25 protein-coding genes are annotated in these 24,085 nt (G+C 72.3%); 13 read left to right on the top strand and 12 right to left on the bottom strand.

The features are described from left to right. Positions 1–2 precede the first annotated feature (2 nt). Entirely contained in the window at positions 3–773 is a 771-nt protein-coding gene (locus ABEA81_RS18060) for a deoxyribonuclease IV (RefSeq protein WP_345606315.1), read from the bottom strand. 241 nt (positions 774–1,014) lie between these two features. Here ABEA81_RS18060 and rpsF point away from each other — a divergent pair, with 241 nt between their 5' ends. From rpsF to dnaB, 5 genes are all read left to right on the top strand, one after another. Continuing rightward, complete coding sequence (gene rpsF, locus ABEA81_RS18055) at positions 1,015–1,353, top strand: 30S ribosomal protein S6 (protein WP_345606314.1); 339 nt, start codon at positions 1,015–1,017, stop codon at positions 1,351–1,353. An 11-nt stretch (positions 1,354–1,364) separates the two neighbouring features. Next, on the top strand, positions 1,365–1,874 hold the full coding sequence (locus ABEA81_RS18050; RefSeq protein ID WP_345606313.1) for a single-stranded DNA-binding protein: 510 nt from the start codon (positions 1,365–1,367) through the stop codon (positions 1,872–1,874). A gap of 34 nt (positions 1,875–1,908) precedes the next feature. Further along, on the top strand, positions 1,909–2,145 hold the full coding sequence (gene rpsR / locus ABEA81_RS18045; protein ID WP_013678623.1) for a 30S ribosomal protein S18: 237 nt from the start codon (positions 1,909–1,911) through the stop codon (positions 2,143–2,145). Between the two features lie 14 nt (positions 2,146–2,159). After that, positions 2,160–2,609, top strand: coding sequence for a 50S ribosomal protein L9 (rplI, locus tag ABEA81_RS18040; RefSeq protein ID WP_345606312.1), 450 nt, complete (start codon positions 2,160–2,162; stop codon positions 2,607–2,609). A 754-nt stretch (positions 2,610–3,363) separates the two neighbouring features. Beyond that, positions 3,364–6,003, top strand: coding sequence for a replicative DNA helicase (gene dnaB / locus ABEA81_RS18035; RefSeq protein ID WP_345606412.1), 2,640 nt, complete (start codon positions 3,364–3,366; stop codon positions 6,001–6,003). On the opposite strand, the gene ABEA81_RS18030 is transcribed toward dnaB, so the two are convergent. Both ABEA81_RS18030 and ABEA81_RS18025 read right to left on the bottom strand, forming a co-directional pair. Then, positions 6,000–6,215 carry a hypothetical protein gene (locus tag ABEA81_RS18030; RefSeq protein ID WP_345606311.1) on the bottom strand — a complete coding sequence of 72 codons (216 nt, stop codon included), beginning with the start codon at positions 6,213–6,215 and terminating at the stop codon, positions 6,000–6,002. The genes dnaB and ABEA81_RS18030 overlap by 4 nt on opposite strands. A gap of 226 nt (positions 6,216–6,441) precedes the next feature. Further along, on the bottom strand, positions 6,442–6,828 hold the full coding sequence (locus tag ABEA81_RS18025) for a tautomerase family protein (protein WP_345606310.1): 387 nt from the start codon (positions 6,826–6,828) through the stop codon (positions 6,442–6,444). A gap of 113 nt (positions 6,829–6,941) precedes the next feature. Here ABEA81_RS18025 and ABEA81_RS18020 point away from each other — a divergent pair, with 113 nt between their 5' ends. Then, the gene (locus ABEA81_RS18020; protein WP_345606411.1) at positions 6,942–7,370 is read left to right on the top strand and encodes a MarR family winged helix-turn-helix transcriptional regulator; all 429 of its coding nucleotides are present in this window, start codon (positions 6,942–6,944) and stop codon (positions 7,368–7,370) included. On the opposite strand, the gene ABEA81_RS18015 is transcribed toward ABEA81_RS18020, so the two are convergent. The 4 genes from ABEA81_RS18015 to ABEA81_RS18000 all read right to left on the bottom strand — a co-directional run bounded on the left by ABEA81_RS18015 (position 7,336) and on the right by ABEA81_RS18000 (position 12,077). Continuing rightward, positions 7,336–7,944, bottom strand: coding sequence for a maleylpyruvate isomerase family mycothiol-dependent enzyme (locus ABEA81_RS18015; RefSeq protein ID WP_345606309.1), 609 nt, complete (start codon positions 7,942–7,944; stop codon positions 7,336–7,338). The two genes, ABEA81_RS18020 and ABEA81_RS18015, sit on opposite strands and share 35 nt — an antisense overlap. 30 nt (positions 7,945–7,974) lie before the next feature. Further along, the gene (locus ABEA81_RS18010; protein WP_345606307.1) at positions 7,975–8,937 is read right to left on the bottom strand and encodes an RNA polymerase subunit sigma-70; all 963 of its coding nucleotides are present in this window, start codon (positions 8,935–8,937) and stop codon (positions 7,975–7,977) included. Beyond that, the gene (locus ABEA81_RS18005) at positions 8,934–9,719 is read right to left on the bottom strand and encodes an IclR family transcriptional regulator (RefSeq protein WP_345606305.1); all 786 of its coding nucleotides are present in this window, start codon (positions 9,717–9,719) and stop codon (positions 8,934–8,936) included. The genes ABEA81_RS18010 and ABEA81_RS18005 overlap by 4 nt, the downstream gene beginning before the upstream one ends. A gap of 63 nt (positions 9,720–9,782) precedes the next feature. Beyond that, on the bottom strand, positions 9,783–12,077 hold the full coding sequence (locus ABEA81_RS18000; protein ID WP_345606304.1) for an FAD-dependent oxidoreductase: 2,295 nt from the start codon (positions 12,075–12,077) through the stop codon (positions 9,783–9,785). Positions 12,078–12,181: 104 nt separating this feature from the next. Here ABEA81_RS18000 and ABEA81_RS17995 point away from each other — a divergent pair, with 104 nt between their 5' ends. The 3 genes from ABEA81_RS17995 (at position 12,182) to ABEA81_RS17985 (ending at position 16,575) form a co-directional block, all read left to right on the top strand. Next, entirely contained in the window at positions 12,182–13,531 is a 1,350-nt protein-coding gene (locus ABEA81_RS17995) for an MFS transporter (RefSeq protein ID WP_345606302.1), read from the top strand. A 6-nt stretch (positions 13,532–13,537) separates the two neighbouring features. Next, on the top strand, positions 13,538–14,539 hold the full coding sequence (locus ABEA81_RS17990) for an NAD-dependent epimerase/dehydratase family protein (RefSeq protein WP_345606300.1): 1,002 nt from the start codon (positions 13,538–13,540) through the stop codon (positions 14,537–14,539). 167 nt (positions 14,540–14,706) lie between these two features. Continuing rightward, complete coding sequence (locus ABEA81_RS17985) at positions 14,707–16,575, top strand: translation factor GTPase family protein (RefSeq protein ID WP_345606298.1); 1,869 nt, start codon at positions 14,707–14,709, stop codon at positions 16,573–16,575. A gap of 6 nt (positions 16,576–16,581) precedes the next feature. On the opposite strand, the gene ABEA81_RS17980 is transcribed toward ABEA81_RS17985, so the two are convergent. Both ABEA81_RS17980 and ABEA81_RS17975 read right to left on the bottom strand, forming a co-directional pair. Further along, positions 16,582–17,226 (bottom strand): dihydrofolate reductase family protein, encoded by a 645-nt coding sequence (locus ABEA81_RS17980; RefSeq protein ID WP_345606297.1) that lies wholly within the window; start codon positions 17,224–17,226, stop codon positions 16,582–16,584. A gap of 55 nt (positions 17,227–17,281) precedes the next feature. Next, positions 17,282–18,031 (bottom strand): DUF1932 domain-containing protein, encoded by a 750-nt coding sequence (locus ABEA81_RS17975; protein WP_345606296.1) that lies wholly within the window; start codon positions 18,029–18,031, stop codon positions 17,282–17,284. Between the two features lie 69 nt (positions 18,032–18,100). Between ABEA81_RS17975 and ABEA81_RS17970 the strand changes: the two genes are divergently transcribed. The 4 genes from ABEA81_RS17970 to ABEA81_RS17955 are packed head-to-tail and all read left to right on the top strand — an operon-like array spanning position 18,101 to position 21,648. Then, a complete protein-coding gene (locus tag ABEA81_RS17970; protein ID WP_345606295.1) occupies positions 18,101–19,051 on the top strand; it encodes a DUF6282 family protein in 951 nt (316 codons plus the stop codon). Further along, a complete protein-coding gene (locus ABEA81_RS17965; RefSeq protein WP_345606294.1) occupies positions 19,048–19,830 on the top strand; it encodes an ABC transporter ATP-binding protein in 783 nt (260 codons plus the stop codon). The genes ABEA81_RS17970 and ABEA81_RS17965 overlap by 4 nt, the downstream gene beginning before the upstream one ends. Beyond that, complete coding sequence (locus ABEA81_RS17960; RefSeq protein ID WP_345606293.1) at positions 19,827–20,651, top strand: ABC transporter permease; 825 nt, start codon at positions 19,827–19,829, stop codon at positions 20,649–20,651. The genes ABEA81_RS17965 and ABEA81_RS17960 overlap by 4 nt, the downstream gene beginning before the upstream one ends. Next, entirely contained in the window at positions 20,644–21,648 is a 1,005-nt protein-coding gene (locus tag ABEA81_RS17955) for an ABC transporter substrate-binding protein (RefSeq protein ID WP_345606292.1), read from the top strand. The genes ABEA81_RS17960 and ABEA81_RS17955 overlap by 8 nt, the downstream gene beginning before the upstream one ends. Here the strand turns inward: ABEA81_RS17955 and pcaD are convergent. From pcaD to ABEA81_RS17940, 3 genes are read right to left on the bottom strand one after another with little or no spacing between them, the layout of a single operon-like run. After that, positions 21,645–22,418 (bottom strand): 3-oxoadipate enol-lactonase, encoded by a 774-nt coding sequence (gene pcaD, locus ABEA81_RS17950; protein WP_345606291.1) that lies wholly within the window; start codon positions 22,416–22,418, stop codon positions 21,645–21,647. The two genes, ABEA81_RS17955 and pcaD, sit on opposite strands and share 4 nt — an antisense overlap. Then, a complete protein-coding gene (locus ABEA81_RS17945) occupies positions 22,415–23,218 on the bottom strand; it encodes a CoA-transferase subunit beta (RefSeq protein WP_345606290.1) in 804 nt (267 codons plus the stop codon). Before ABEA81_RS17945 ends, pcaD begins: the two co-directional genes overlap by 4 nt. Next, entirely contained in the window at positions 23,215–24,024 is an 810-nt protein-coding gene (locus tag ABEA81_RS17940; RefSeq protein WP_345606289.1) for a CoA transferase subunit A, read from the bottom strand. The genes ABEA81_RS17945 and ABEA81_RS17940 overlap by 4 nt, the downstream gene beginning before the upstream one ends. Positions 24,025–24,085: the final 61 nt, after the last annotated feature.

The raw sequence follows: 24,085 nt of genomic DNA, 5'->3' as shown, positions 1-24,085 counted from the left end.
TGTCACGCTCCGAGCCGCTCACGCAGGAACGAGATGTCGGCGGCCTGACCGTCGGCCGGTGTCTCGACCACGACCGGGGCACCCGCCGCGGCGCACACCGCGACCAGCGCGTCCGGGTCGATCGTGCCGTCGGCGATGTTGGCGTGGCGGTCGCGCGACGAGCCGAACTCGTCGCGCGAGTTGTTGAGGTGGACGAGGTCGATCCGGCCGGTGATGGCCTTGACGCGGTCGACGACGTCGGTGAGGTCGACACCCGCGGAGAACGCGTGGCAGGTGTCGAGGCAGAAGCCCACCCCGAACTCGCCGACCGCGTCCCACAGGCGCGCCAGGTCCTCGAACCGGCGGGCCATCGCGTTCTCCCCGCCCGCCGTGTTCTCGATGAGGATCGGGACCGCGAACCCGCCCTCCGCCACCTGCCGCTCGATGAACTTGCGCCAGTTCTCGAAGCCCTTCGTGGCGTCCTCGCCCTGCGTGACGTGCCCGCCGTGCACGACGAGCCCGATCGCGCCGAGCTCGGCGGCGAGCTCCGCGTGCTGCACCACGATCTTCCGCGACGGGATGCGGATGCGGTTGTTCAGCGACGCCAGGTTGACGGGGTACGGAGAGTGGACCACGACCGTGAGGTCGCTGTCCCTGAGCTCGGCGGCCTGCGGGTGGCTCGGCGGCTTCTTCCAGCTCTGCGGGTCGGCGAGGAACAGCTGCACGATGTCGGCGCCGCGTTCCGCCGCCGAGACGAGCGGGTCGTCCTCGCGCGCGTGTGCCCCGATGAGCATGCGGGCCAGAGTAGTGACCACGCCCGACAGCGGTGCCGTGGGTGCGTGTGCGATTACCGGATGCCGGTCCCGCCCGCGGGCCGCGGTGTTCGCGCTGGTAGCCTCGATGCGTCACCCCGACCGGTGCTCACCGAGCGCCGTGCGCGCCGCCGATGGCGGCGATCGTTGTCGGGGTCCGATGAGAACCTCCTGTCGCGGAAGGACCGCGGCCGTTCCAGTCCATAGGAGGTGAGTGGTTCTCATGCGTCATTACGAGCTGATGGTCATCCTCGACCCGAGCCTCGACGAGCGCACCGTGACGCCGTCCCTCGAGACGTTCCTCAACGTCGTGCGGGCCGACAAGGGCACCGTCGAGAAGATCGAGGTGTGGGGCAAGCGCCGCCTCGCCTACGAGATCGCGAAGCACGCCGAGGGCATCTACGCCGTCCTCGAGGTCACCTGCGAGCCGGCCACCGTCGCCGAGCTCGACCGCCAGCTGGGGCTCAACGAGTCCGTGCTGCGCACCAAGGTGCTGCGGCGCGAGCCGAAGAAGGTCGCCGCCGAGCCGAAGCGGGCGCCCGCGCCCGCCACCGCGGGCTGAGGGCCGACGCGATGGCCGGCGAGACCGTCATCACGGTGATCGGCAACCTCACCGCCGACCCCGAGCTGCGCTTCACCCCGTCAGGGGCCGCCGTCGCCAACTTCACGGTGGCGTCCACGCCGCGCACCTTCGACCGCCAGTCCGGTGAGTGGAAGGACGGCGACGCGCTGTTCCTGCGCTGCAACGTGTGGCGGCAGGCGGCGGAGAACGTCGCCGAGTCGCTCACCCGCGGCATGCGGGTGATGGTGCAGGGCCGCCTGCGGCAGCGGTCGTTCGAGACCCGCGAGGGCGAGAAGCGCACCGTCGTCGAGCTCGAGGTCGACGAGGTCGGCCCGTCGCTCCGCTACGCCACCGCCAAGGTCAACAAGGTGAGCCGCGGCGGCGGAAGCGGAGGCTTCGGCGGCGGCGGCGGCGGCGGTGGTGGTGGCGGGTACTCCGGCGGAGCACCCGCCGACGACCCGTGGGGATCCGCGCCGCCTGCCGGCAGCGGCCCCATCGCCGACGACGAGCCCCCCTTCTGACCCACGCCTCCAGCAACAACCAGGAGAACCACCCATGGCCAAGCCCGTCCTGCGCAAGCCGAAGAAGAAGGTGTGCGCGTTCTGCAAGGACAAGGCCCAGGAGATCGACTACAAGGACACCGGCCTGCTGCGGAAGTTCATCTCCGACCGCGGCAAGATCCGGGCCCGCCGGGTCACCGGCAACTGCCGTCAGCACCAGCGTGACGTGGCGGTCGCGGTCAAGAACTCCCGCGAGGTCGCGCTGCTGCCCTACACCTCGACCGCGCGCTGAGGAGGAGTACCGGTATGAAGCTCATCCTCACCGCCGACGTGCCCAACCTGGGCGCGCCGGGCGACATCGTCGAGGTCAAGGACGGCTACGGCCGCAACCTGCTGCTGCCCCGCAAGCTGGCCATCGTGGCCACCCGGGGCGCCGAGAAGCAGGTCGCCGCCATCCAGCGCGCCCAGCGGGCCCGCCAGATCCGCGACCTCGGCCACGCCAAGGAGGTCGCAGGCCAGCTCGGCGCGCTCGACCTCACGGTCAAGGCCAAGGCGGCGGGCGACTCCGGCCGCCTGTTCGGCTCGGTCACGTCCGCTGACATCGTCGAGGCCGTCCGTGCGGCCGGCGGCCCGGCACTCGACCGGCGCGCCGTCGACGTCTCGGGGCAGATCAAGACCGTCGGCACCCACAAGGTCACGGTGCGCCTGCACCCTGAGGTCACCACCGAGCTGGACGTCACCGTCGTCGCGAGCTGACCGGCGGCCGAACGGCACCGAAGAGCGAGCCGTGTTCGCGTGAGCGCGAACACGGCTCGCTCTTTTGTCCCTACCGCTCGGCTCTCCCACCGGACCTGCCCACAGAGCCTCGCTCGCACACCAACCGTGGTGCCGGCACACGAACTGCAGTTGGTGTGTGGCGGCTGATGTTGGTGTGTGACGGACGGGGCCGGGCGGGCGCCGTGGCGCCGGGAACCGGCATCGTCGCTTTCGGTTACTCGCAGTGAACAACCGGCGCGGGGATCCGACGGCTGTGTTCCGCCCCGTTCACTTTCCCGGCGCCGCGGCGCGCCATCAGATGTGCCCCGTCCAGGTGGCGCGCCGGAAAGTGACGCAGGCGTCGCCGAGTGATCGATCGGACGCGCCGAGTGGGCCATCTGCAGGGGGGTTGCGACACGCCGAGCGAGCCGCGTACGGCGTGTCGCGAGAGAAAGTTGTCCACACCCTGATGAAGTGCTCTGACCTGCCGAGATCCCAGCATGCGGTGAGTTGTCCCCACGTCTTCCACATGTCGCCCCGCTATGTGCCCGGGTCGGCGCCCATCCGTCCCCAGCCGGTCCACAGCCTCGCGCACAGGCCGGTTTGGTCGGTACGGGGTGGGCCCTTAACCTCCCTTCCGGGGTGCGAGGTCTCGACCCGGCCGACAGTTCCCGTTCTCCGGGGCGTCATCCGGATGTCGTCGAGCGGATCGAACCTTTGTTCGATACAATGGCGGCAGGGGGTGACGCTGCGTATGGCTCTGGCCGACGACCGACCGGCGGGAAGGCCGCGTTCGGTCCGCCCAGCCGGTGAAGGGGCCGACGGACACAGCGCGTTCGACCGGCAGCCGCCGCAGGACCTCACCGCGGAGCAGTCCGTGCTCGGCGGCATGCTCCTGTCCAAGGACGCCATCGCCGACGTCGTGGAGATCCTGCGCCCCGACGATTTCTACCGGCCCGCCCACCAGACGGTCTACGACTGCATCCTCGACCTGTACGGGCGTGGCGAGCCCGCCGACGCCGTCACCGTGTCCGCCGAGCTGCAGCGCCGTGGTGAGCTGATCCGGCTCGGCGGCGCGCCGTACCTGCACACGCTGATCGCCACGGTGCCCACCGCCGCCAACGCGGCCTACTACGCCGAGATCGTCGCGGAGAAGGCGATCCTGCGCCGGCTCGTCGAGGCCGGCACCCGCATCGTGCAGCTCGGCTACCACGGCGCCGACGGGGCCGAGGTCAACGACGTCGTCGACCGCGCACAGGCCGCCATCTACGAGGTCACCGAACGCAGCACCAGCGAGGATTTCGTCCCGCTCGAGGAGCTGCTGCAGCCCACGATGGACGAGATCGACGCCATCGCGTCCCGCGGCGGCGTCGCGCTCGGGGTGCCCACCGGCTTCGCCGACCTCGACGCCGTCACCAACGGGCTGCACGCGGGCCAGATGATCGTGGTGGCGGCGCGACCCGGTCTCGGGAAGGCACTGGCGCTCGACACTCCTCTGGCCACCCCAGACGGGTGGACCACGATGGGTGAGGCCGCCGTCGGCGATCTGCTCCTCGACGCCGACGGTCGTCCGACGAGGATCGTGGCGGCCACGGAGGTACTCCACGGGCGTCCGTGCTTCGAGGTCGAGTTCTCGGACGGCACCGTCATCGTGGCGGATGCTTCGCACCAGTGGCTCACCTCCGATCGCGCCGCGCGCCGCGCGAGGCAGGAGGCGCGTGCGCGTGGCGGCGCACCACGAGTGCGGCCGGCCGTGCGCACCACCGCCGAGATCGCCGCCACGCTCCGGTGCGCCACCGCCGACAGCCGCGTGAACCACTCGATCGACACCTGTGCTCCGCTGCAGCTGCCCGAACGTGATCTCCCGATCGGCCCGTACACGCTCGGCGTGTGGCTGGGTGGCGGCACATCGGCAGCCGCAGCGTTCACCTCCGATGATCCGGAGATCGCGGAGTACGTCGCGGACGAGGGTTACCGCGTCGTACCGCTACCGCACCGACGCTCCGGCATCCGGCTTCCGGCCCCGGATGCCCCGCAGCCTCGTCCGTGTGTGGTGTGTGGCTCCACCTTCGTTCCCCGCACCAGCGAGGTCCGCACGTGTGGTCGGTCGTGCGGTGGTCGCGCTCGCTTCGTGGCGGAGCCGGTGCCCGCTCCGGCGTGCCCCGATTGCGGCGGCCCGTCGTCCGGTCTCCCGCGCTGCGCCGCCTGCTATGCCGATCACGGCACGGTCCAGGCCCAGCTGCGCACCCTCGGCGTGCTCGGGGCGAAGCACGTGCCGCAGGAGTACCTGCGAGCCTCGGAGCGGCAGCGGCGAGCGCTGCTCGCCGGGCTCATGGACACCGACGGCACCGTCACGAGCGCCGGCAACCTCCAGTTCTGCGTCACGAGCCGCACGCTGTTCGACGGGGTGCGCGAGCTCGTCGTGAGCCTCGGCTACCGCTGCTCCACCACCACGAAGCGGGTGCGCGGGCGCAGCGAGGAGTCGTCCACGGCCCACATCCTCAACTTCAGCACCGAGGACGAGATCTTCCGACTCGATCGCAAGCGCAAGCTCCACAAGGAGCGCTTCGCCGCTTCCGCCTACCACCGCGAAACGCCGCGGTACATCGTCGACGTGCGGCCCGTGCCGAGCGTGCCCGTCCGGTGCGTCGAGGTCGACAACGCCGAGCACCTCTATCTGGCGGGGCACTCGATGGTGCCGACGCACAACTCCACGCTCGGACTCGACTTCGCCAGGTCGTGCTCGGTCAAGCACGGCCTCACGAGCGTCGTGTTCTCCCTGGAGATGAGCAAGTCCGAGATCGTCATGCGCCTGCTGTCGGCGGAGGCGCGGATCCGGCTGGCCGACATGCGCGCCGGCCGGATGAGCGACGACGACTGGACGCGCATGGCGCGGCGGATGAGCGAGATCAGCGAGGCGCCGCTGTTCATCGACGACTCGCCCAACCTCACGCTGATGGAGATCCGGGCCAAGGCGCGCCGGCTCAAGCAGCGCCACGACCTGAAGCTGGTCATCCTCGACTACCTGCAGCTGATGACGTCCGGGCGCAAGGTCGAGTCCCGGCAGCAGGAGGTGTCGGAGTTCTCCCGGCAGATCAAGCTGCTGGCCAAGGAGCTCGAGGTGCCGGTGGTGGCGATGAGCCAGCTGAACCGGGGTCCCGAGCAGCGCACCGACAAGCGCCCGCAGCTGTCCGACCTGCGCGAGTCCGGTTCGATCGAGCAGGACGCCGACATGGTCATCCTGCTGCACCGCCCGGATGCGTTCGAGCGCGACGACCCGCGGGCGGGCGAGGCCGACCTGATCCTCGCCAAGCACCGCAACGGCCCCACGAGCACCATCACGGTGGCCCACCAGCTGCACTACAGCCGCTTCTCCGACCTTGCCCACGGCTAAGTGCCGCCACCGGCGGGCACTTGGTTGGGACGTGGTCCGCAGTGGTCGGCGCGCAGGCCGTCGAGGGAGATGCGCAGCAGCCTGTTCCACACCCGCGGGCGGCACTCGCCGGTGATCTGGACGGCGTGGCCCAGCGAGAGCAGCAGGAGCAGCAGGTCGTCGGTGGTCACGCCGGGGCGCGGCGGGCCGGCGGCGCGGGCGCGGGCGCGCATCTCCTCGATGACGAGGCGGAGTTGCCGGGTGCCGTCCAGGTCGGCACCGACCAGGTCAGGGCGAAGTTCTCCACCATCGCGCGGTGGTGCGCGTAGCCGGCCAGGGCCTGCTGGTAGAAGTCGGTCAGTGCCGCCCAGGGATCCTTGGCGTCGATCGCCGCCTGGCGCGCGGATTCCGCCCACCTCGAGAAGTCCTGGCGCAGGACCGGCTGAGATGAGGCGCGGACTACGTCAGCACGACCTCGCCGCCGACGCCGCTGCGTCCGGCGGGTGTTCCCACCAGCTCCACGGTCGTGCCGGCGCGGACGCGCTCGCCGAACACCCCGACCAGTGCCTCGGTGACGCCGTTGACCAGGCCCGCCACGATGTCGCCCGCATCCGGGCGGGCGAACGCCGCGTCCTTGATGCCGAACGTGACGCGGGGCGCAGGCGCTTCCGCGGGCCGGCCACCGATGCCCCACCGGCCCGCCGGGATTCCGACGAGCTGCACGACGGCGATCTCGCGGGCCCACTCGCCGTAGACGCCGACGACGGCGTCGGTGAGCGCCGAGATCACGTCCGCTTCCCGGCCTGCCAGGTCCGGTTCGCTGGCGTACACGATCAGATGGGGCATACCGTCCTCCGGAGCACCGAGAAAAACCTTTGGTTTCAAAGGTAGTTCCAAGCTACTGACGAGAGCAGGGCGTGTCCACACCAGAAGCTGTCGACGGCGCGGTCCGCCAGCTCATGCTCGTGTTCCCGCGCCTGGTCGGGCGGGTCAAGAAGCTGCCCCCGCCTGCGGCCCTGCGGTCGCTGGAGCTGACGCCGCGGCACCTGTCGCTGCTGTCGATGCTGCTCCTCGACGGCCCGCTCACCGTGTCCGAGCTGGCGAGGCGGCTCAGCGTCGCACCGACCACGGTGAGCCTGCTCGTCAGCGAACTGAGCGGCAAGGGGGTCCTGCGCCGCCGCGCCGACCCCGGCGACCGGCGGCGGCGGATCGTCGATCTGGACGACGACGTCCGCCCGGCCGTCACCCGGTGGCTCGCCCCCGGCGCACGGGCGTGGCGGGAGGCCCTCGGCCCGCTGACGCCCGCGGAGCGCAGCCTGGTGGTCGACACCCTGCTCGCCTACGAGGCCGCCGTCACGCGGACGCTCGGCGAGGACCCCGATCCGTGAGCGCCCGCCGCCCGGTCACGACGAGCAGGACGTCCTTCACCGGCATCCGCACCGGGCTCCCGTCGCCGATGGACACGTCGGCGTCGGTGGCCACGAGCCGCGTCCCGTCCAGGCGCACGCCGAAGTAGTCGAGGTTGCGCGGCCCGGCGCCGCGCAGGACGGCGGCGATCCGTTCCGCGGGCGGCGCCGGCAGGCCGAGCGGTTCGGTGATGTCGAGCCCGTGGATCACGTCGTGGCTCAGTGCTCCGACCTCACCCCCGCCCGGTGGCCGCCAGCCGTGCCGGATGTTGTCCCGTAGCTGGCCGAGCAGCTCGTCGTCGGTCATCCTCGCCGTGTCCGCCCGGGCCGCGCGGTCGGCGTAGCGGTCGAAGGAGAAGCGGGCCCGCGCCAGGCCCGCGACGAGCCGCAGCGGGGTCGTCCGGAACGGCATGGTCATGTGCGCGACGACCTCGCGCACCCGCCATCCGGCGCACAGGCTGGGGCTGCCCCACTGCTCGGGGGTGAGCCGTTCCAGGAGCGCGAGCAGCCGGGCGCGCTCCGCGCAGGTCTCTTCGAAGATCTCGGATGTGCTCATGGAGATGCATACGACCGGCCGCCCGGGAACTCATCGCGGCAGCCGCTCGGGAAGGCCGAACTCGGTGAACCGGCCCGCGGTCCCGAGGAACGTGACGATGTGGGCCACCCGGCCGCCCCGCAGCTCCAGGAGGATCAGGGCGAAGGGGCGCAGCGCACCATCCGGGCCGGGGCGGTACTGGCCGAAGCCGGGCGACCCGTTGATCGCGGTCGGCACCAGGCGGTCGCCCGCGCAGGCGTCGCTCGCCGCCATCGCCGCCGCGATCCGGGACGCGCCGGACAGCCACCACGCGAACGGCGGCATCGACGATGCGGCGTCCTCCCGCAGCAGCCGCGCCAGCGCGTCGACGTCGTGCGCCTGGAACGCCGCGACGTAGCGGTCGAGCAGCTCCCGCTGCTGCGCGTCGTGGGGGTCGAGGACATCGGCGGGCTCGGGCGGGTCGGCCGCGAGCGTGGCCCGGGCGCGCTGCACCGCGCTGTTGACCGACGCAGGGGTCGACTCGAGGATCTCCGCCGTCTCCTGCGCGGAGAAGGCGAGGACCTCCCGGAGCACGAGTGCGGCCCGCTGGCGCGGCGAGAGCCGCTGGAGGGCGGCGAGGAAGGCCAGCCGGACGGTCTCGCGCCCGACCACCTGCTCGGCCGGATCGGTCACGCCGAACAGCCGCGCGTCCGGCATCGGCTCCACGAACCGGAACGCGGGCAGCGGCGCGCCGAGGTCGCCGTTCTCGGCGGCCGGGCCCATGTCGACCGCCAGCGCCCGCCGCCGCGCCCCGCGGAGCATGTCGATGCACACGTTGCCTGCGATGCGGTACACCCATGTGCTGAGCCGCCCGCGTGCCGGGTCGAAGCTCGCGAGGTGCCGGTACGCGCGGGCCAGCGTCTCCTGCACGGCGTCGTCGGTGTCGGCGGCGGAGCCGAGCATCCGGTAGCAGAAGCCCGTCAGCGGGACGCGCAGCGCCTCGAGGTCCTCGATCCCGACGTCTGCCCGCGTCATGGCCTCGGTGGCACGGCCGAGATCATGCCGAGCCCGACGCTGATGCGGTCCGCGGTCTCGATGACGTCCTCGCCCAGTGCGTCGATGCCCTGCGTCCGCATCACGCTGAGCCGGCCGGAGATCGAGATCGCCGCGACGACGTCACCCGTTGCCTCGCGGATGGGGGCGGCGACGCAGAGCCTGCCCAGCGCGAGCTCCTGCTCCTCGATGCAGGTGCCGCGATCGGCGGCCGTCTTGAGGTCCCTGGTCAGGGCCTCGTGCGTGGTGATCGTGTGCGAGGTGTAGCGCGGGAACGGGCCCTCACCGAGCAGCTCACGGCGCTCGTCCTCCGACGTTCCGAGCAGTACCGCCTTCCCGAGCGCCGACGCGTGGATCGGCTGGGTCAGCCCGATCATGGTGTGCGACTTCGGAGCGAGGTGCCCCTCGAAGTGGCACAGGTAGATCACGCTGGTGCCCTCGGGAACGGCGACGTTGACGCTCAGGCCCACCCGCTGGGCCAGCTCCTGCGCGGGGGCGCGGGCCTCGCGGTGGACCGGGTTCTGGTTCAACCCGGCGCTCGCGAGCGCGAGGATCGCGTGGCCGATCGTGTAGCCCTGCGTGTCGGGCAGCTTCCGGACGTACCCCAGTTCCTCGAGGGTGCCGAGCAGCCGCGCCATGGTGGACGCGCCGAGGCCGGTGGCGCGGCTGAGGTCGGACGCGCGCATCGGACCGGACGTCGAGGCCCCGAGGGCGGCGAGCACCGACGCGGCGCGGCTCATCCCCTGCTGCACTTCGGCGGGCACTCGCACCTCCCGTTGGTACCCGTTGGTACGGCCTGCGTCCCATCATGGCGGATCGGCCCGGCGTCACCGCCAGGGCAGCGCCGGGGAACGCGTGCTGGGCTCGGCGTAGGCCTTGATCGCGCACACCGTCGCGTACGGCGAGCCGTTCGTTCGCGTCACCACCAGCCGCAGGGCGTCTGCGGTCAGCGGCTCGATGTCGTGGATGCGGTGCCGGTGCCGGTTGTCGCCGACGTCGGCCGCGGTCACCCACGTCCCGCAGGTCCGCGCCTCGATCCGGTAGTCGGCCACCAGCTCGGGCATGACGCGGAACGGTGTGCGGTGGTGGTGCAGGTTGACCAGGTCCTCGTCGACGTCGTCGTTGAAGACCACGCGCACCGAGGCGATCCGCACCGGCTCGTCCCATGTGAGCTCGACCCATTCCGGGCCCCGGGCCATGGGCGCCGACGACCACAGGTGCGGGCCGCCGAAGGGCCGCTGCAGGCCGTCGACGACGCGCTCGGGCCGGTAGGCGCACGTCTCCGGCGTGAGGGACAGCGCGAACCCGCGCCGGCGCAGCGCGCGGGCGTTCCAGTCGGTGACGGGCTGGCTCTCCTCGTCGGGGATGTGGTCGTCGAACGCCGCGTCGCCTGCCTGCTTGGCGGCCATCGCCAGTACCCCGTACGGCCGCTCGTCGGTGAGGTGCAGCCGCACCGCGTCGTCCGCCCGCACGACGACGACCGCGTTGCACGGCTCGGCGGGCCGCCAGTCGAACCGGACCTCGACGTCCTGGTCATCCTTCTCGACCACCTCGACCTCCCGGCGCGCGATGAGGTCGATCGGCACGGCGTTCTGCGGCCGACCGGTGCCCCACAGCTCGACGGTGAGGGTGGTGGCCGCGACGGCGTCCACCGTGAGGGTGACGGTGTCGAGCCGCGGGTCGACGGGCACGAGCACGGCGACGTCCCGGTCGAGCGGGTAGCGCTCGGCGGTGCGGTGGGCGAGCGTGGACACCGAGGTGAGAGCGCTGGAGGCACGCACCGATGCGCGCGGCGCGAGGTCGTCGGGGTCGGGCGCCCGCACGCCGATGAGCGGGGCGTCCTCGCGCGCCAGCGTGCGCTGCAGCAGGTCGAGGTGGTCGCGCCCCACCGCGCGCGGGGAGACGCCGAGCCGGGCGGCCAGCGACGCGGCGGTGCCGACGGCCTGGCCCTGCGTCGCGCAGGTCGCCATCACGCGGGTGGAGCCGAATGCGACGTGCGACGCGGAGATGTTGCGGCCGGCGAACAGCAGGTTGCCGACGTCGCGGGAGTACAGGCAGCGGTACGGGATGTCGTAGGTGCCGTTGCTGTAGCGCTGCCGCGCACCGGCCGTCTCCGCGTAGACGCCCTCGACGGGATGCAGGTCGATGGACCAGCCGCCGAAGGCCACGGCGTCGGGGAAGCGGCGCTGCTCGAGGATGTCCTGCTGGACGAGGGTGTGGTCGCCGTGGAAGCGGCGGTACTCGCGCTTGCCGGGGATGGCGCCGACCCACTCGAGGGTGAGGTTCTCCGCGTCGAACTCCCCGGAGTTCTTGATGTAGTCCCAGATCCCGAACACCACGCTCCACAGCTCGTCGCGGATGCGCTCGTTGTCGGTGACGGTGTCGAGCTCGCCGCCCCACTCGATCCACCAGTAGTTGCAGCCGTTGTCCCCGGTGCGCAGGATCCGGGTGCGCGGGATCGGGGTCGTGCGGATGTCCTTGGCGACGAGCGGGGGCACGAACCGCTCCGGCCGCCCGGTGTCCTTGGTGTAGAAGAAGATCGAGCTGCCGAGCAGCTCGCTGTCGGGTTCCTCGGGGGCCCACGGCTCGCCGTACTCGGCGCGGCCCTCCCGACCGATCCGCGACGTGGCGCCGGCCAGGTGCCCGACCAGGCCGTCGCCGGTGCAGTCGACGAAGACCGGCGCGTCGAAGGTCCACTCGATCTCGCTGCCCATCGTCCAGCCCGTCACCGATGCGATCCGCGGCCCGTCGGACCCGGGCCCGGGCCCCATGGCGACGGTGCGCACATCGGTGTTGAGGTGCAGCGAGATCCACGGATCGGAGCGCACGAGGTCGAGGACCGTCTGGTCCCAGTAGTAGGGGTTGCCCTCGGGGTTGCGGTACTGGTTCTCGAGGAACAGCTCGCCCATGATCCCCGTCTCCCGGGCGAACCGCTGGGTGCCGTGCGCGGTGGCGCCCACCACCCACACCCGGATCTCGCTCGAGGAGTTGCCCCCGAGCACCGGCCGGTTGGTGACGAGGGAGACGGTGGAGCCGAGCCGCGCGGCCGCGACTGCGGCGCAGACCCCGGCCAGCCCCCCTCCGACGACCACGACGTCGCTGTGTTCGCTCCGGTGCTGCATGAAAAGATGGTACCGGTAAACGAAAGGTTCTTACCGCTCACTGGTAATTCTTATTCGCCATCCGGTACAGTCGCGACACCTCACCCGAGACGCAAGGAAGCGACATGGGCACCGACACCCCGATGGCCGGCGCGGCCCCCAGCGCACAGCAGGCCCGACGCACCGCGATCGACGACGCCGCCCGTGCCCGTCGGATGCGCAAGGTCATCGCCGCGGCCGGTGCCGGCCACTTCGTGGAGTGGTTCGACTTCGGGCTCTACGGCACCCTCGCCAGCGTCATCGCGCTGAAGTTCTTCGCGCAGGGCAACGACCAGGCCGCGCTGTTGTCGGCGTTCGCCGTGTTCGGGGCCGGCTTCGTGATGCGCCCGCTCGGCGGCCTGTTCTTCGGCTCCATGGGCGACCGCGTCGGTCGCAAGAACACCCTCGCGCTGGTCATCATCATCACCTCGGGCGCCACCGTCGTGATGGGCCTGCTGCCGACGTTCGACGCCGTCGGGCTGCTGGCCCCGCTCCTGCTGGTGATCGTCCGGCTCGTGCAGGGGTTCGCGGCAGGCGGCGAGAGCTCGGGCGCCACCACGCTCCTGGCGGAGTACGCGCCGTCGAATCGCCGCGGGTTCGTCTCCAGCTTCGTCGACGTGTTCGGCTTCGCGTCCTTCGTGGTGGGGGCCGGCCTGGTGTTCCTGTTCACCTCCACCTTCGGGTCCGACGCGCTGAACGGGTGGGGCTGGCGCGCGCTGTTCATGCTGGCGCTGCCGCTGGGGCTGGCCGGGCTCTACCTGCGGCAGCGGCTGGAGGACACGCCCGAGTTCCGGGCGATCCAGGAGCGCGGGAAGGTGGCGGCGGCACCGCTGCGCACCTCGCTGCGCACGTCGTGGCGGGCCCTGCTGTACTGCGTCGGCTTCGTGGTCCTCAAGGCCGTCGGGCACTGGATCCTGCAGACGTTCATGCCGTCCTACCTGCAGAAGGACCTGGCGTACTCGCAGCAGCTCAGCTACGCCGTCACGGTCGTGGGGCTGCTCGCGATCACGATCCTCGTGCCGGTGTTCGGGCTGCTCAGCGACCGCATCGGGCGCAAGCCCGTGATGCTGGTCGGCTGCGTCGGGTTCCTCGTGCTCACCTACCCCACCCTCGTGCTGATGAGCCAGGGGACGTTCTGGGCCGCGGCGGGCGCGATGATCCTGCTCGGCGTCTTCATGGCCGCCTTCGACGGGGCGATGAGCGCGGCGATGGCGGAGCTGTTCCCCACCAACATCCGCTACGGCAGCATGGCGATCGCCTACAACGTGTCGGTCGCCCTGTTCGGCGGCATCACCCCGTACTTCGCGACCTGGCTGATCGCCTCCACCGGCGACCGCTTCGCCCCGGCCTTCTACGTGATGGCCGCGGCGCTCGTCACCGGGCTGGTGGTGCTGCGCAGCCGGGAGACCTACCGCGAGCCCCTCCAGGAAGTGTGAGCTGACATGCGCATCGCCGTCACCGGCACGTCAGGGCGGATCGGCGCCACCGTTGCCGAGCAGCTGCTCGCCCGCGGGCACCAGGTCACCGGTCTCGACCTCGTCGAGCCCCGAGAGCCCCTGGCGGGCGTCGACCACATCGTGGGCGACCTGGGTGAGCTGCCCAGATCGGACCCGCGGCTGGCGGGCGTGTCGGCGGTGGCCCACCTCGGCGCGCTCATGTCGTGGGACGACGCCGACGCGGAGCGGCTCTTCGCCGCGAACGTCACCGCGACCATGAGCCTGCTGCGCGCGCTGGAGGGCTCGGCCGTGCGCCGGTTCGTGCTGGCCAGCAGCGGCGAGGTCTACCCCGAGAACGCGCCCGCCTACCAGCCCTTGGACGAGCGGCACCCGAGGCAGCCCACCACCTGGTACGGCGCCACGAAGGTGCTCGCAGAGGACCTGGTGGAGTTCGCCGGGCGCAAGTTCGGCTGGAGCACGGTGTGCCTGCGCTTCTCCCACACCCAGCACCCGGCCGAGATCCTCGACCCGGACTCGTTCTTCTCCGGGCCGCGGTTCTTCGCGAGCAGGCGCCTGCTGCGGGAGCGGGCGAACGGCAACGCCCCGGTCGTCGCGCAGCTCGCGCCCTACGAGGATGACGACTCGGTGCTCCTGGCGGCCCGCCGGGAGGACGGCGAGCCGGTCCGGATGGGCATCCTCGCCGCCTCCGACCTGGCGCGCGGCGTGGTGCTGGCGCTCGAGGCCGGCACGAGCGGCCACGAGGTGATCGGGCTCGGCCCCGACGAGTCGACCGACCTCGGCCGGTTCGCCCGCGAGCTCGCCGCCGCCGCCGGCCTCGGCGTCGTCGAGGTCACGCTGCCGGTGACGGCGCCCAGCTACGTGACGAGCAACGCCCGGGCCCGCGAGGTGCTCGGGTTCCGGCCGGAGATCGACCGGGCGCGTTTCGTCGAGCTGGCGGTGCAGGCCCGTCGTTCGGCCGGGCGTGGTCTGCGCAGCGGAGCGCGGTGACTGATCGCCCGACGGCCTTCCGGCCCGAACTCGGTTGCGTCCTCTCGTCGCCGGTGGTGACATCGCCCCCGTCCTCGTTCCCGGCGACCCGGAGCCCGTGATGCGCGAACTCCTCGGAACACCCCAGCGTCCCCATCGCTTCGTGGTATTCGAGGACTTCGTCGCCCATGCCCGACCCGCACACCCTGAACATCGGCATCCTCGCTCACGTCGACGCCGGTAAGACCAGCATCACCGAGCGCCTGCTCTACGACACCGGTGCCATCGCCCGCCTGGGGAGCGTCGACGGCGGCGACACCCAGACCGACACCGGTGCCATCGAGCGGCAGCGCGGCATCACCGTCCGCACGGCGGTGGCGGCGTTCTCGGTCGGTGCCACCCGGGTCAACCTGATCGACACGCCCGGTCACCCCGACTTCATCGCGGAGGTCGAGCGCGCGCTCGGCGTGCTCGACGGCCTGGTGCTCGTGCTCTCCGCCGTCGAGGGCGTGCAGGCGCAGACGCGCGTGCTGATGCGCACCATCCGCGACATGCGGCTGCCCGCACTGCTCTTCGTCAACAAGATCGACCGGGGCGGTGCGCGCCACGAGGAGTTGCTCGCCGAGGTCAGGCGCACGGTCGCGCCGAATGCCATCAGGATGACGAGAATCCGCGACCTCGGGACGAGGGCGGCCGCCGTCATCGCCGAGCCCCTCGACGACCCGGGTCTCACCGAGGCGCTCGCCGAGACCGACGACCGCGTGCTCGCCCGCGTCGTGGACGGCCCACCGCTCACGCCGGCCGAGGTGGCGGATGCGCTCGCCGCGGGCACCGCGGCCGGGCGGATCCACCCGCTGTACGCGGGCTCGGCGCTGAGCGGCGCCGGCATCCCGGCGCTCCTCGACGGGATCGTGCGGCTGCTCCCGCCCGCACCGGTCGTGCCCGCTGAGGAGCCCCGGGGCACCGTCTTCGCGGTCGAGCGGACGCCGAGCGGCGAGAAGGTCGCCTACCTGCGGCTCGTCGCCGGGGAGGTCCGAACGCGGCAGCGGGTCGTGATCCGCAGGGGTGGCGAGGAGATCTCCCGGCAGGTGACCTCCCTCCGGGTGGTCGGTCGCACCGGCGCCGACCGGCTGGTCGCGGGCGACATCGGCCGGGTCGGCGGGCTGGACCCGAAGGTGGGCGACCGGCTCGGCGCCGTGGCCTGCGACGCGGGCACGCCGCGCTTCGCCCGCCCGACCCTGCGCACGGCCGTCCGTCCCCGCGATCCGGCGGACGCACCTCGGCTGCACGCGGCGCTCATGAGCCTCGCCGACGAGGACCCGTTGATCCACGCGCGGGTGGTGCCGGGCGGTGCCACCGAGGTGCTGTTGTACGGCGAGGTGCAGAAGGAGGTGATCGCGGACCGGCTCGCCGCCGAGTACGGGATCGCAGCGCGGTTCGCGCCGAGCCGGATCGTCTGCGTCGAGCGTCCGGTGGGGGTGGGGGTGGCCGCCGAGGAGTTCGGCAGGCGCGGGCCGGCCCTCGGCCGCTTCTGGGCCACGGTGGGACTGCGCGTCGAACCCGGACCGCGGGACAGCGGCGTGACGTTCCGGTACGAGACCGAGCTCGGCGCGCTCCCGCGGGCGTTCCACACCGCGATCGAGGAGACCGTGCACCTCGCGAGCAGGCGCGGACCCCGGGGCTGGGCGGTGACCGACTGCCGGGTCACGCTCGTCCGCTCCGGCTTCCTCGCGCCGGTGAGCGTGGCGGCCGACTTCCGCGGCCTCACCGCGCTGGTGCTGGCCATGGCCCTGGAGCGGGCCGGTACGCGGGTGTACGAGCCGTACCACGCGTTCGAGCTGGAGATCCCCGCCGACGTCCTCAGCGAGGTCGCGCAGCGGATCACCGGTCTCGGGGCGCGGATCGAGGAGACCGCGGGCGGCAACACCCGGTGGCGCCTGGCCGGCACCGTCCCGGCCCGCCGACTGGACGCGGTGCAGCGCAGCCTGCCCGGCCTCACGCGTGGTGAGGCCGTCTGGTGGACCCGACCAGCGGCGGATCGACCGGCCGCCCGCTGAGCCGGCTCACCTCCGCCAGAAGACGTGGTGGACCACGCCGCTCGGGCTGGGCACGACCTCGAGGTGGAACCGGTCCAGGAGCTCCTCGGGGGCTTCCCAGAGCCGTACCCCGGATCCGAGCTCCACCGGTGAGACCGCCACGTGCATGGTGTCGACGAGGTCGGCGTCGAGGAACTCGCGGATGGTGGTCGCCCCGCCACCGAGCCGGACGTCCTTGCCCTGCGCCGCCTCCCGTGCCCGCTCGAGGACCGTGGCCGGCTCGCCGCCCATGAAGTGGAACGTCGTGTCGGACAGGGTGAACGAGGGGCGCTCGTGGTGGGTCAGCACGAAGACCGGGGTGTGGAACGGCGGCTCGTCGCCCCACCAGCCGCGCCAGTCGTGGTCGAGCCAGGGCCCGCGCTGCGGACCGAACTTGTTGCGGCCCATGATCTCGGCGCCGATGTTGTGGGCGAAGTCCCGCGTGAAGTAGTCGTCGAGGCCGCGGCTCCCGCCCGGGTCGGTGCGGTTGGGCCAGCTCGCCGTGGCACCGGCCCACGCGAACATCTCGCCCGGGTCGACGTCGCCGAACGGTCGCTCGAGGCTCTGGTTCTCGCCGGCGGCGATCCCGTCGCGCGAGACGGTGAAGTTCTGGACTCTCAGGAGCTGACTCATGTGAGTGGGTCGGAGCCGGTGCCGGTCTCTTGTCGGCCCCGCCGCGTGATGCGCGTCACAGGCCGGAGAGGTGATCCCGCGCGGCCCTGGCCACGTCCGCGGGTACGCCCAGCTCGTCGAGCATCTCCGCCGCTGCCGCCATCTCCGACGTCCGGCGCACCGCGTGCCGGTAGGAGCCGCTGACCAGCCGCTCCACGGTGGCGGCGTCCGCGCGGGTCAGCTCGCTCTCGACGATCGACCGGAGCCAGTCCTCGCACCCGGCGGCTCGCGCCGCGGTCAGCGCCTCGACCACAGCGGCCGCCATCCCCTTGAAGAACACGCTCCGCAGCAGCTTGCGTTCCGCCGCGAGCCCGGCGGGGCCCGCCATCACCTCGACCGCGGCGCCGAACGGGTTCAGAACCTCCGCGACCCGTGCCGCGGCGCCGCCCGTGGCGATCATCGGTACCCGCAGCCCCTTCCCCGGAACGGGTGCCATGATCGCCACGTCGGCGAAGGGCACCCCGTGCCCCGTCGCGATCTCGTCGAGGCGGCGCTTCGTGCCGGGCGACGCGGTGTTGAGGTCGGCCCATGCCCGAGCGGTGCCGAGACCGGCGTTCAGCGCGTCGACGGCGGCCGACGCGCTGTTCACGCTCAGCACGAGGTCGGCGCCGTCGGCGGCCTCGGCCTCGGACCCGGTGTCGGCCACGCCCTCCGGGGCGGGGACGGCGGGGTCGTAGCCCCGCACCACGGCGCCGGCGGCGAGCAGGTCGCGGGCCAGCGCGCCACCGGCCTCGCCGAGGCCGAGCACGGCGATCGTTGCGGTCATGGGCCTCCTCTGGACTTGTGTAGCCATGATTGTTGACAATCTAGGCGAGGAATGCGGCGAAGGAGTCCCATGACCGACTACCCCGTGCCATCCGCTCGCGCACGCGAGCTCGTCCGTGGTGCCTACGACGTGCACATCCACGTCGCCCCCGACGTGATGCGGCGGCGGATCGACGACCTCACCCTCGCCGGGCGGTTCGCGGCCGTCGGCATGGCCGGCTTCGTACTCAAGTCGCACTACGCGCCCACCGCGGAGCGTGCCGAGGTCGTGCGGCGGGCCCACCCGGGCATCGACGCGCTCGGGGCCATCACGCTCAACGCGTCCGTCGGTGGGCTCAACCCGATCGCCGTGGAGATCGCGGGCCGCGGCGGCGCCCGCTTCGTCTGGCTGCCCACCGTCGACAGCGCGAACCAGCGTGCCTGCCAGGCCGAGGAACCCGAGGGCGCGAAGCCGCCGATGTGGGCGCGGCTGCAGGCCGACCTCGCCGCGGCGGGCATGGCCGCCGACCCGGTGGACGTGCTCGACGCCGAGGGCAAGGTCCTGGAGCGCACGCGCCAGGTGCTCCGGCTGGTCGCCGAGCACGACATGACGCTCGCCACCGGGCACCTGCACCAGGACGAGTCGGTCGCGGTGATCGACGCCGCGCTCGACGAAGGGGTGCGCCGCATCGTCGTGACGCACCCGGAGTTCACGTCGCAGCGGATCGGGGTGCAGCGGCAGCGCGCGCTCGCCGAGAAGGGCGCCCTGCTGGAACGCTGTTACACAACCCCGTACACGGGCAAGGTGTCCTGGGACGTGTGGCTCGGCAACATCCGCGAGGTCGGGCCGCGGCACTCGGTGATCTCCAGCGACCTGGGCCAGCCGTTCAACCCGCCGGTGGAGGACGGGCTGGCGCTGGCCGCCGACCGCCTGCTCGGTGCCGGGTTCACCGACGACGAGGTGCGGCTCATGACCGTGCACAACAGCCGCCGGCTGGCCGGGGCCGACCCGCTGCCCGACGCGCCCGGGGACCAGCGATGAGTCCGGTGCTCGCGGCGGACGCGGTGACCAAGCGGTTCGCCAAGGGCGACTCGGCGATCGTGGCCCTGCGCGAGCTCAGCCTGGACATCGCGGAGGGCAGCTTCGTCACCGTCGTGGGGCGCAGCGGCTGCGGCAAGTCGACGCTGCTGAACATGCTCGCCGGCCTCACCCCGCCGAGCGCGGGCGAAATCCGGTACCGGGACCACAGGCTGTCCGGGCCCGACACGCAGATCGGGTACCTCACCCAGCACGACACGCTGATGCCGTGGCGCGACGTCCTGCGCAACGTCGAGATGCCCCTCGAGATCCGCGGCGTCGCGAGCGCGGAGCGCCGGAGCGTCGCCACCGAGCTCGTGCAGCGGGTCGGCCTCGGCGGGTTCGAGAAGCACTACCCGCGCGAGCTGTCGGGAGGCATGCGGCGGCGTGCGGGCCTCGCCCGCATGCTCGCAGGCAGCCCCGAGACGCTGCTGATGGACGAGCCGTTCGGCGCGCTCGACGCGCAGCTGCGCACGGAGCTGCAACTGGAGCTGCTGCGGCTGTGGCAGGGCAGCGGCCAGACGGTGGTGTTCGTGACGCACGACATCGAGGAAGCGCTGTTGCTCGGCGACCGGGTCGTGGTGCTCGGGCGGGTCGGCCGGATCCTGCTCGACCGCGAGATCGCGCTGGCCCGGCCCCGCTCCGCCGACGAGCTGCGGGTCGACCCGGAGTTCGTGGCGCTGCACGGAGAACTGTCCACGGCGCTCAAGAGGGAGTCGCCCGCCGGGGAGGAGCGGTCATGACGATCGCGGTCGATGCGGGGCCGGTGCGCGTCGGGCTCGAGCGCACGTGGTGGCAGCGGCACGGCGCGACCACCGTCGTCTGGGCCACCCGGGTGGTGCTGCTCGCCGTGCTGCTCGTGCTGTGGGAGATCGCGGCCGACCGGTGGATCGACAGCACGTTCATCAGCAGGCCGAGCGACATCGTCGGCAGGCTCGCCGAGTGGAGCGCCGACGGCACCCTGTGGACGAACACGTGGATCACCGTTCAGGAGATCGTCTACGGGTTCCTCCTCGGCGCGGCGGCCGGGGCGCTCGCGGGGTTCGTGCTGGCGTCGATGAACCTCGTGTACCGCGTGCTCGACCCGTTCATGATGGCGCTCTACTCGATCCCGAAGGTCGCGCTGGCGCCGCTGTTCATCGTGTGGTTCGGCATCGGCATGCACATGAAGGTGCTCCTCGCCGCGGTGACGGTGTTCTTCCTGGTGTTCCTCAACACCGCGGCGGGGGTGCGCGAGGTGGACCGCGGGTTGATCGACGCCGTGCGCCTGATGGGCGGCACCCGCCGGGACATCGCGCGCAAGGTCGTGCTGCCGGCGTCCATGACCGGCGTTCTGACCGGCCTGAAGGTGTCCATCCCGTACGCGCTGATCGGTGCCGTGATCGGCGAGCTCGTGGCGTCCAACCGCGGGCTCGGCTACCTCATCAACGACGCCGCCGCGCAGTTCGACACCGCCGGGGTGTTCGCGACGCTCGTGGTGCTGAGCGTGATCGCCGGCGTGTTGAACGTGTTCGTCGGCCTCATCGGGCGCCGCGTCAACCGCTGGAAGCCGGCCGATGACTGAGCGGAGAACGCTGCTGAAGGCGTTCGCGGCCACCCCGTTGCTGCTGGCCGGGTGCGCGACGCGCTACTCGACCACCCCACCGGGCGTGCTGAACGTCGGCCAGATCAGCAACTCGGTGGCCTTCTTCCCACTGTTCGTCGCGGAGTACAAGGGCTACTTCGAGGCCGAGGGGGTGCGGCTCGGCGAGCGGCCGCGGCTGGGTACCGGCGCGAAGGTGGCGGCCGCCCTGAAGGGCGGCAGCATCGACCTCGGGGCGGGCGTCATCACCGATGCCTTCAACCTGGCGAAGATCGACGACGGGACGCGGATCGTGACGAGCCTCGTCACGGAGTACTACGTCGACGTCGTCGTCCCGCCGTCGTTCGAGGAGCCGGCCACGGTCGAGGACAAGATCGCCGCACTCGTCGGGAAGCGGATCGGGATCACCGGGCCGGGCAGCGGCACCGAGGCGCTCGTCAACTACCTCTTCGGCAGCGTCGGCCGGAACGCCGCGACCGACGCGACGCTGGTCAACCTGGGCGGCGCCGCGACCGCCGCAATCGGGGCGCTCACGGCGGACCGGGTCGACGCGCTTGCGTTCTTCCAGCCGATCGCCCAGCAGGCCGAGGCCGCGCACGCCGGCCGGACCTACATCTCCCCGGTGCGCGGCGACGTGCCCTCCTTGCGCGGCGCGCTGCACGGCGTCGTGTTCAGCACCGAGAAGCTGCTGGACCGCAAGCCTGCCGAGCTCGCGGCGTTCAACCGCGCGATCGCCAGGGCGCTGGGCGACATCCACGGCGACCCCGCGCAGGTCCGCGACCTGCTGGGCCGGTACCTCGAGAACACCGACGCCGCCGCGCTCGACGCGCTGGTGCCCATCCTGGGGCGGGAGATCCCGCCGACGCCGCACGTCGAACGGGCCTCCTACGACACGGCGCGGGCGTTCCACCTCGACAGCGGCCTGGTGAAGAAGGCGCCGACGTACGAGGAGGTGCTGGTCGGGCAGCCCGCGGCCTAGACCGGGTGGGCGGCGGCGTGTTCCGCGATCAGCCTCGTCGCTTCGTCCGCCGCCTCGATCGTCGCGAGGTGGGCGGCGTCGAGCACCTCCAGCCGGGCGCCGGGGATGCCCTCGACGATCGTGCGGGCGTGTGGTTCCACCGGCGTGGAGGGGTCGGCGGACCCGGCGATCACGAGCGTGGGCGCGGTGATCGCGCCGAGCCGGTCGCGGTGGTCCCACACCTCCAGCGCCTGGCAGGAGGCGATGTACCCCTCGTCCGGGGTGCCGGCCACCCATGCCGCCGCCTCGGCCATCGTGTCGGGGTGAGCGGCGGCCCAGTCCGGGGTGAACCAGCGGGACACGACGCCCTCCGCGAGCGGCGCGGTGCCCCCGGAGGAGACCGCCGCGATGCGTTCCTTCCAGACCGTGGTGTCCGGGAAGTTCGACGTGGTGCAGCACAGGGTGAGGCTCGTGACCCGCTCCGGGGCCTCGGACCCCAGGTACATCCCGATCATCCCGCCCATCGACAGCCCGCACCACGCCACGCGCTCGAGGCCGAGGCGGTCGAGCAGGGCGAGCACGTCGCCCGCGAGGTCGGCGATGGTGTACGGCCCCGGCGGCACGGGGGAGCCGCCGTGCCCGCGGTGGTCCACCCGGATCACGCGGAACCGTTCGGTGAGCGGCGAGACCTGCGGCCGCCACATCTCCACGGTGGAGCCGAGCGAGCCGGAGAGCATGATCACGGGCGCGTCGCGCGGCCCTTCGTCGACGTGGTGCAGTGCGACGCTCATGAACTCCCCTTCGAGCCGACGGTGCGCATCGCGCGCAGCGTCTCCAGTTCCGCGGTGCTCGGCGGTGCGGTGATGACCAGGTCGGCCGCGATCTGCACGGGCCACCCGGTCTCGGCCCGAACCTGCTCGACGGTCACGCCCGGGTGCAGCGTGGTGAGCACCAGCTCGGTCGTGTCCGGATCCGGTTCCAGCACGCCGAGATCGGTGATCACCCGGACCGGGCCCGCTCCGCGCAGCCCGAGCAGCTCCCGGTCGCCGGGACCGCTGCCGTGCCCGACGGACGTCACGAAGTCGACCTGATCGACGAAGGCCCGCCTGCGGTGCCGCATCACGACGATCACCTCCCGGCAGGACGCGGCGATCTCGGGTGCGCCGCCCGAGCCGGGCAGCCGGACGGCCGGCTCGTCGTACTCGCCGATGACGGTGGTGTTGATGTTCCCGAGGCGGTCGATCTGGGCTCCGGAGAGGAAGCCGACGTCGATGCGGCCCGGCTGCAGCCAGTAGTTGAAGATCTCGGGCACGCTGACGACGGTCAGCGCGGAGTCGGCGAGGATGCCGTCGCCGATGGAGAGCGGCAGCTCCTCCGGCGTGGTGGCGAGGGTGCCCGACTCGTAGATCAGCACCAGCCGGGGCGCGTGCAGCCTGCGCGCGAGGTTGGCGGCGGTGGACGGCAGGCCGATCCCGACGAAGCACGCCTGCCCGTCGCGCAGCGCGCGGGCGGCCGCGATGCTCATCATCTCGTCGGCGGTCCAGTTCGCCGCCGCTCGCGTGCCGGCCACCGGCTCCGCGGTCCCGGTCATGCCGCCGCCTCCTCGATCGTGCGCAGCCACCGCGTGAACGCCTCCCGGTCGCGGCTGATGGCGTCCCACGCCCGGTACGCGCTGTTGTCGCGGTCGTAGTACCCGTGCGCGTACGACGGTGCCGCACCACCGGGCGCGGTCGCCACCGCGTCGAGCACCCAGCCGGGCAGCACCACGGCCCCGGGCACCGGCGTCAGCTCGTCGACGACCTCCTCCACGGTGGCCAGCGACCGGCGGGCGGCGAGCACGGCCTCCTTCTGCACGCCCGTGATGCCCCACAGCTGGACGTTGCCGTCGCGGTCCGCGCGCTGGGCGTGCACGATCGTGACGTCGGGGTTCAGCGCGGCGACGGCGGCGAGCCGCTCGCCCGTGAACGGGCACACGACGCTCGAGATCGTGTCGGTGTGGTTCGGCAGGTCGGTGCCGCTGTAGCCGCGGAGCACCGCGAACGGCAGCCCGGAGGCGCCCGCCACGTACCGGTTGGCCATGCCGGCGTGGCTGTGCTCCTCGATCTCGAGCGGGGCGGGCCAGCCGGTGGCGAGAGCGTCCCGCATCCGGTGCAGCGACCCGACGCCCGGGTTGCCGCCCCAGGAGAACACGAGCCGGGACGCGCAGCCCGCCCCGATCATCTGGTCGTAGATCAGGTCGGGTGTCATCCGCACGAGCGTGAGACCCCGGCGGCGCTGCCGGATGATTTCGTGCCCGGCGGCGAACGGGATGAGGTGCGTGAAGCCTTCGAGGGCGACGGTGTCCCCGTCGTGCACGAGCTCCGTCACGGCCTGCGGCAACGGCACGATCTTGGCCACGCCGGAACGGTAGTGCGCGCGTCCCGGCCCGGCAATCGACGGCACCTCGCCGGGCACCCGA

Origin of the sequence: Pseudonocardia adelaidensis (assembly GCF_039543345.1) — a bacterium.
Lineage (GTDB): Bacteria > Actinomycetota > Actinomycetes > Mycobacteriales > Pseudonocardiaceae > Pseudonocardia > Pseudonocardia adelaidensis.
Note: the sequence above shows the minus strand (reverse complement) of the source record. Positions and strands in the feature narration are given on the sequence as shown.

What these genes read in the sequence shown, in the direction of transcription:
- ABEA81_RS18060 (WP_345606315.1), bottom strand. Translation starts at nt 773, where the DNA reads ATGCTCATCGGGGCACACGCGCGCGAGGACGACCCGCTCGTCTCGGCG.
- ABEA81_RS17955 (WP_345606292.1), top strand. Translation starts at nt 20,644, where the DNA reads ATGACTGAGCGGAGAACGCTGCTGAAGGCGTTCGCGGCCACCCCGTTG.
- ABEA81_RS17990 (WP_345606300.1), top strand. Translation starts at nt 13,538, where the DNA reads ATGCGCATCGCCGTCACCGGCACGTCAGGGCGGATCGGCGCCACCGTT.
- ABEA81_RS18020 (WP_345606411.1), top strand. Translation starts at nt 6,942, where the DNA reads ATGCTCGTGTTCCCGCGCCTGGTCGGGCGGGTCAAGAAGCTGCCCCCG.
- ABEA81_RS18025 (WP_345606310.1), bottom strand. Translation starts at nt 6,828, where the DNA reads ATGCCCCATCTGATCGTGTACGCCAGCGAACCGGACCTGGCAGGCCGG.
- rplI (WP_345606312.1), top strand. Translation starts at nt 2,160, where the DNA reads ATGAAGCTCATCCTCACCGCCGACGTGCCCAACCTGGGCGCGCCGGGC.
- ABEA81_RS17945 (WP_345606290.1), bottom strand. Translation starts at nt 23,218, where the DNA reads ATGACCGGGACCGCGGAGCCGGTGGCCGGCACGCGAGCGGCGGCGAAC.
- ABEA81_RS17970 (WP_345606295.1), top strand. Translation starts at nt 18,101, where the DNA reads ATGACCGACTACCCCGTGCCATCCGCTCGCGCACGCGAGCTCGTCCGT.
- ABEA81_RS18030 (WP_345606311.1), bottom strand. Translation starts at nt 6,215, where the DNA reads ATGCGCGCCCGCGCCCGCGCCGCCGGCCCGCCGCGCCCCGGCGTGACC.
- ABEA81_RS18010 (WP_345606307.1), bottom strand. Translation starts at nt 8,937, where the DNA reads ATGACGCGGGCAGACGTCGGGATCGAGGACCTCGAGGCGCTGCGCGTC.
- ABEA81_RS17960 (WP_345606293.1), top strand. Translation starts at nt 19,827, where the DNA reads ATGACGATCGCGGTCGATGCGGGGCCGGTGCGCGTCGGGCTCGAGCGC.
- rpsR (WP_013678623.1), top strand. Translation starts at nt 1,909, where the DNA reads ATGGCCAAGCCCGTCCTGCGCAAGCCGAAGAAGAAGGTGTGCGCGTTC.
- ABEA81_RS17965 (WP_345606294.1), top strand. Translation starts at nt 19,048, where the DNA reads ATGAGTCCGGTGCTCGCGGCGGACGCGGTGACCAAGCGGTTCGCCAAG.
- ABEA81_RS18050 (WP_345606313.1), top strand. Translation starts at nt 1,365, where the DNA reads ATGGCCGGCGAGACCGTCATCACGGTGATCGGCAACCTCACCGCCGAC.
- ABEA81_RS18015 (WP_345606309.1), bottom strand. Translation starts at nt 7,944, where the DNA reads ATGAGCACATCCGAGATCTTCGAAGAGACCTGCGCGGAGCGCGCCCGG.
- pcaD (WP_345606291.1), bottom strand. Translation starts at nt 22,418, where the DNA reads ATGAGCGTCGCACTGCACCACGTCGACGAAGGGCCGCGCGACGCGCCC.
- ABEA81_RS17975 (WP_345606296.1), bottom strand. Translation starts at nt 18,031, where the DNA reads ATGACCGCAACGATCGCCGTGCTCGGCCTCGGCGAGGCCGGTGGCGCG.
- ABEA81_RS17980 (WP_345606297.1), bottom strand. Translation starts at nt 17,226, where the DNA reads ATGAGTCAGCTCCTGAGAGTCCAGAACTTCACCGTCTCGCGCGACGGG.
- rpsF (WP_345606314.1), top strand. Translation starts at nt 1,015, where the DNA reads ATGCGTCATTACGAGCTGATGGTCATCCTCGACCCGAGCCTCGACGAG.
- ABEA81_RS17995 (WP_345606302.1), top strand. Translation starts at nt 12,182, where the DNA reads ATGGGCACCGACACCCCGATGGCCGGCGCGGCCCCCAGCGCACAGCAG.
- ABEA81_RS18000 (WP_345606304.1), bottom strand. Translation starts at nt 12,077, where the DNA reads ATGCAGCACCGGAGCGAACACAGCGACGTCGTGGTCGTCGGAGGGGGG.
- ABEA81_RS17985 (WP_345606298.1), top strand. Translation starts at nt 14,707, where the DNA reads ATGCCCGACCCGCACACCCTGAACATCGGCATCCTCGCTCACGTCGAC.
- dnaB (WP_345606412.1), top strand. Translation starts at nt 3,364, where the DNA reads ATGGCTCTGGCCGACGACCGACCGGCGGGAAGGCCGCGTTCGGTCCGC.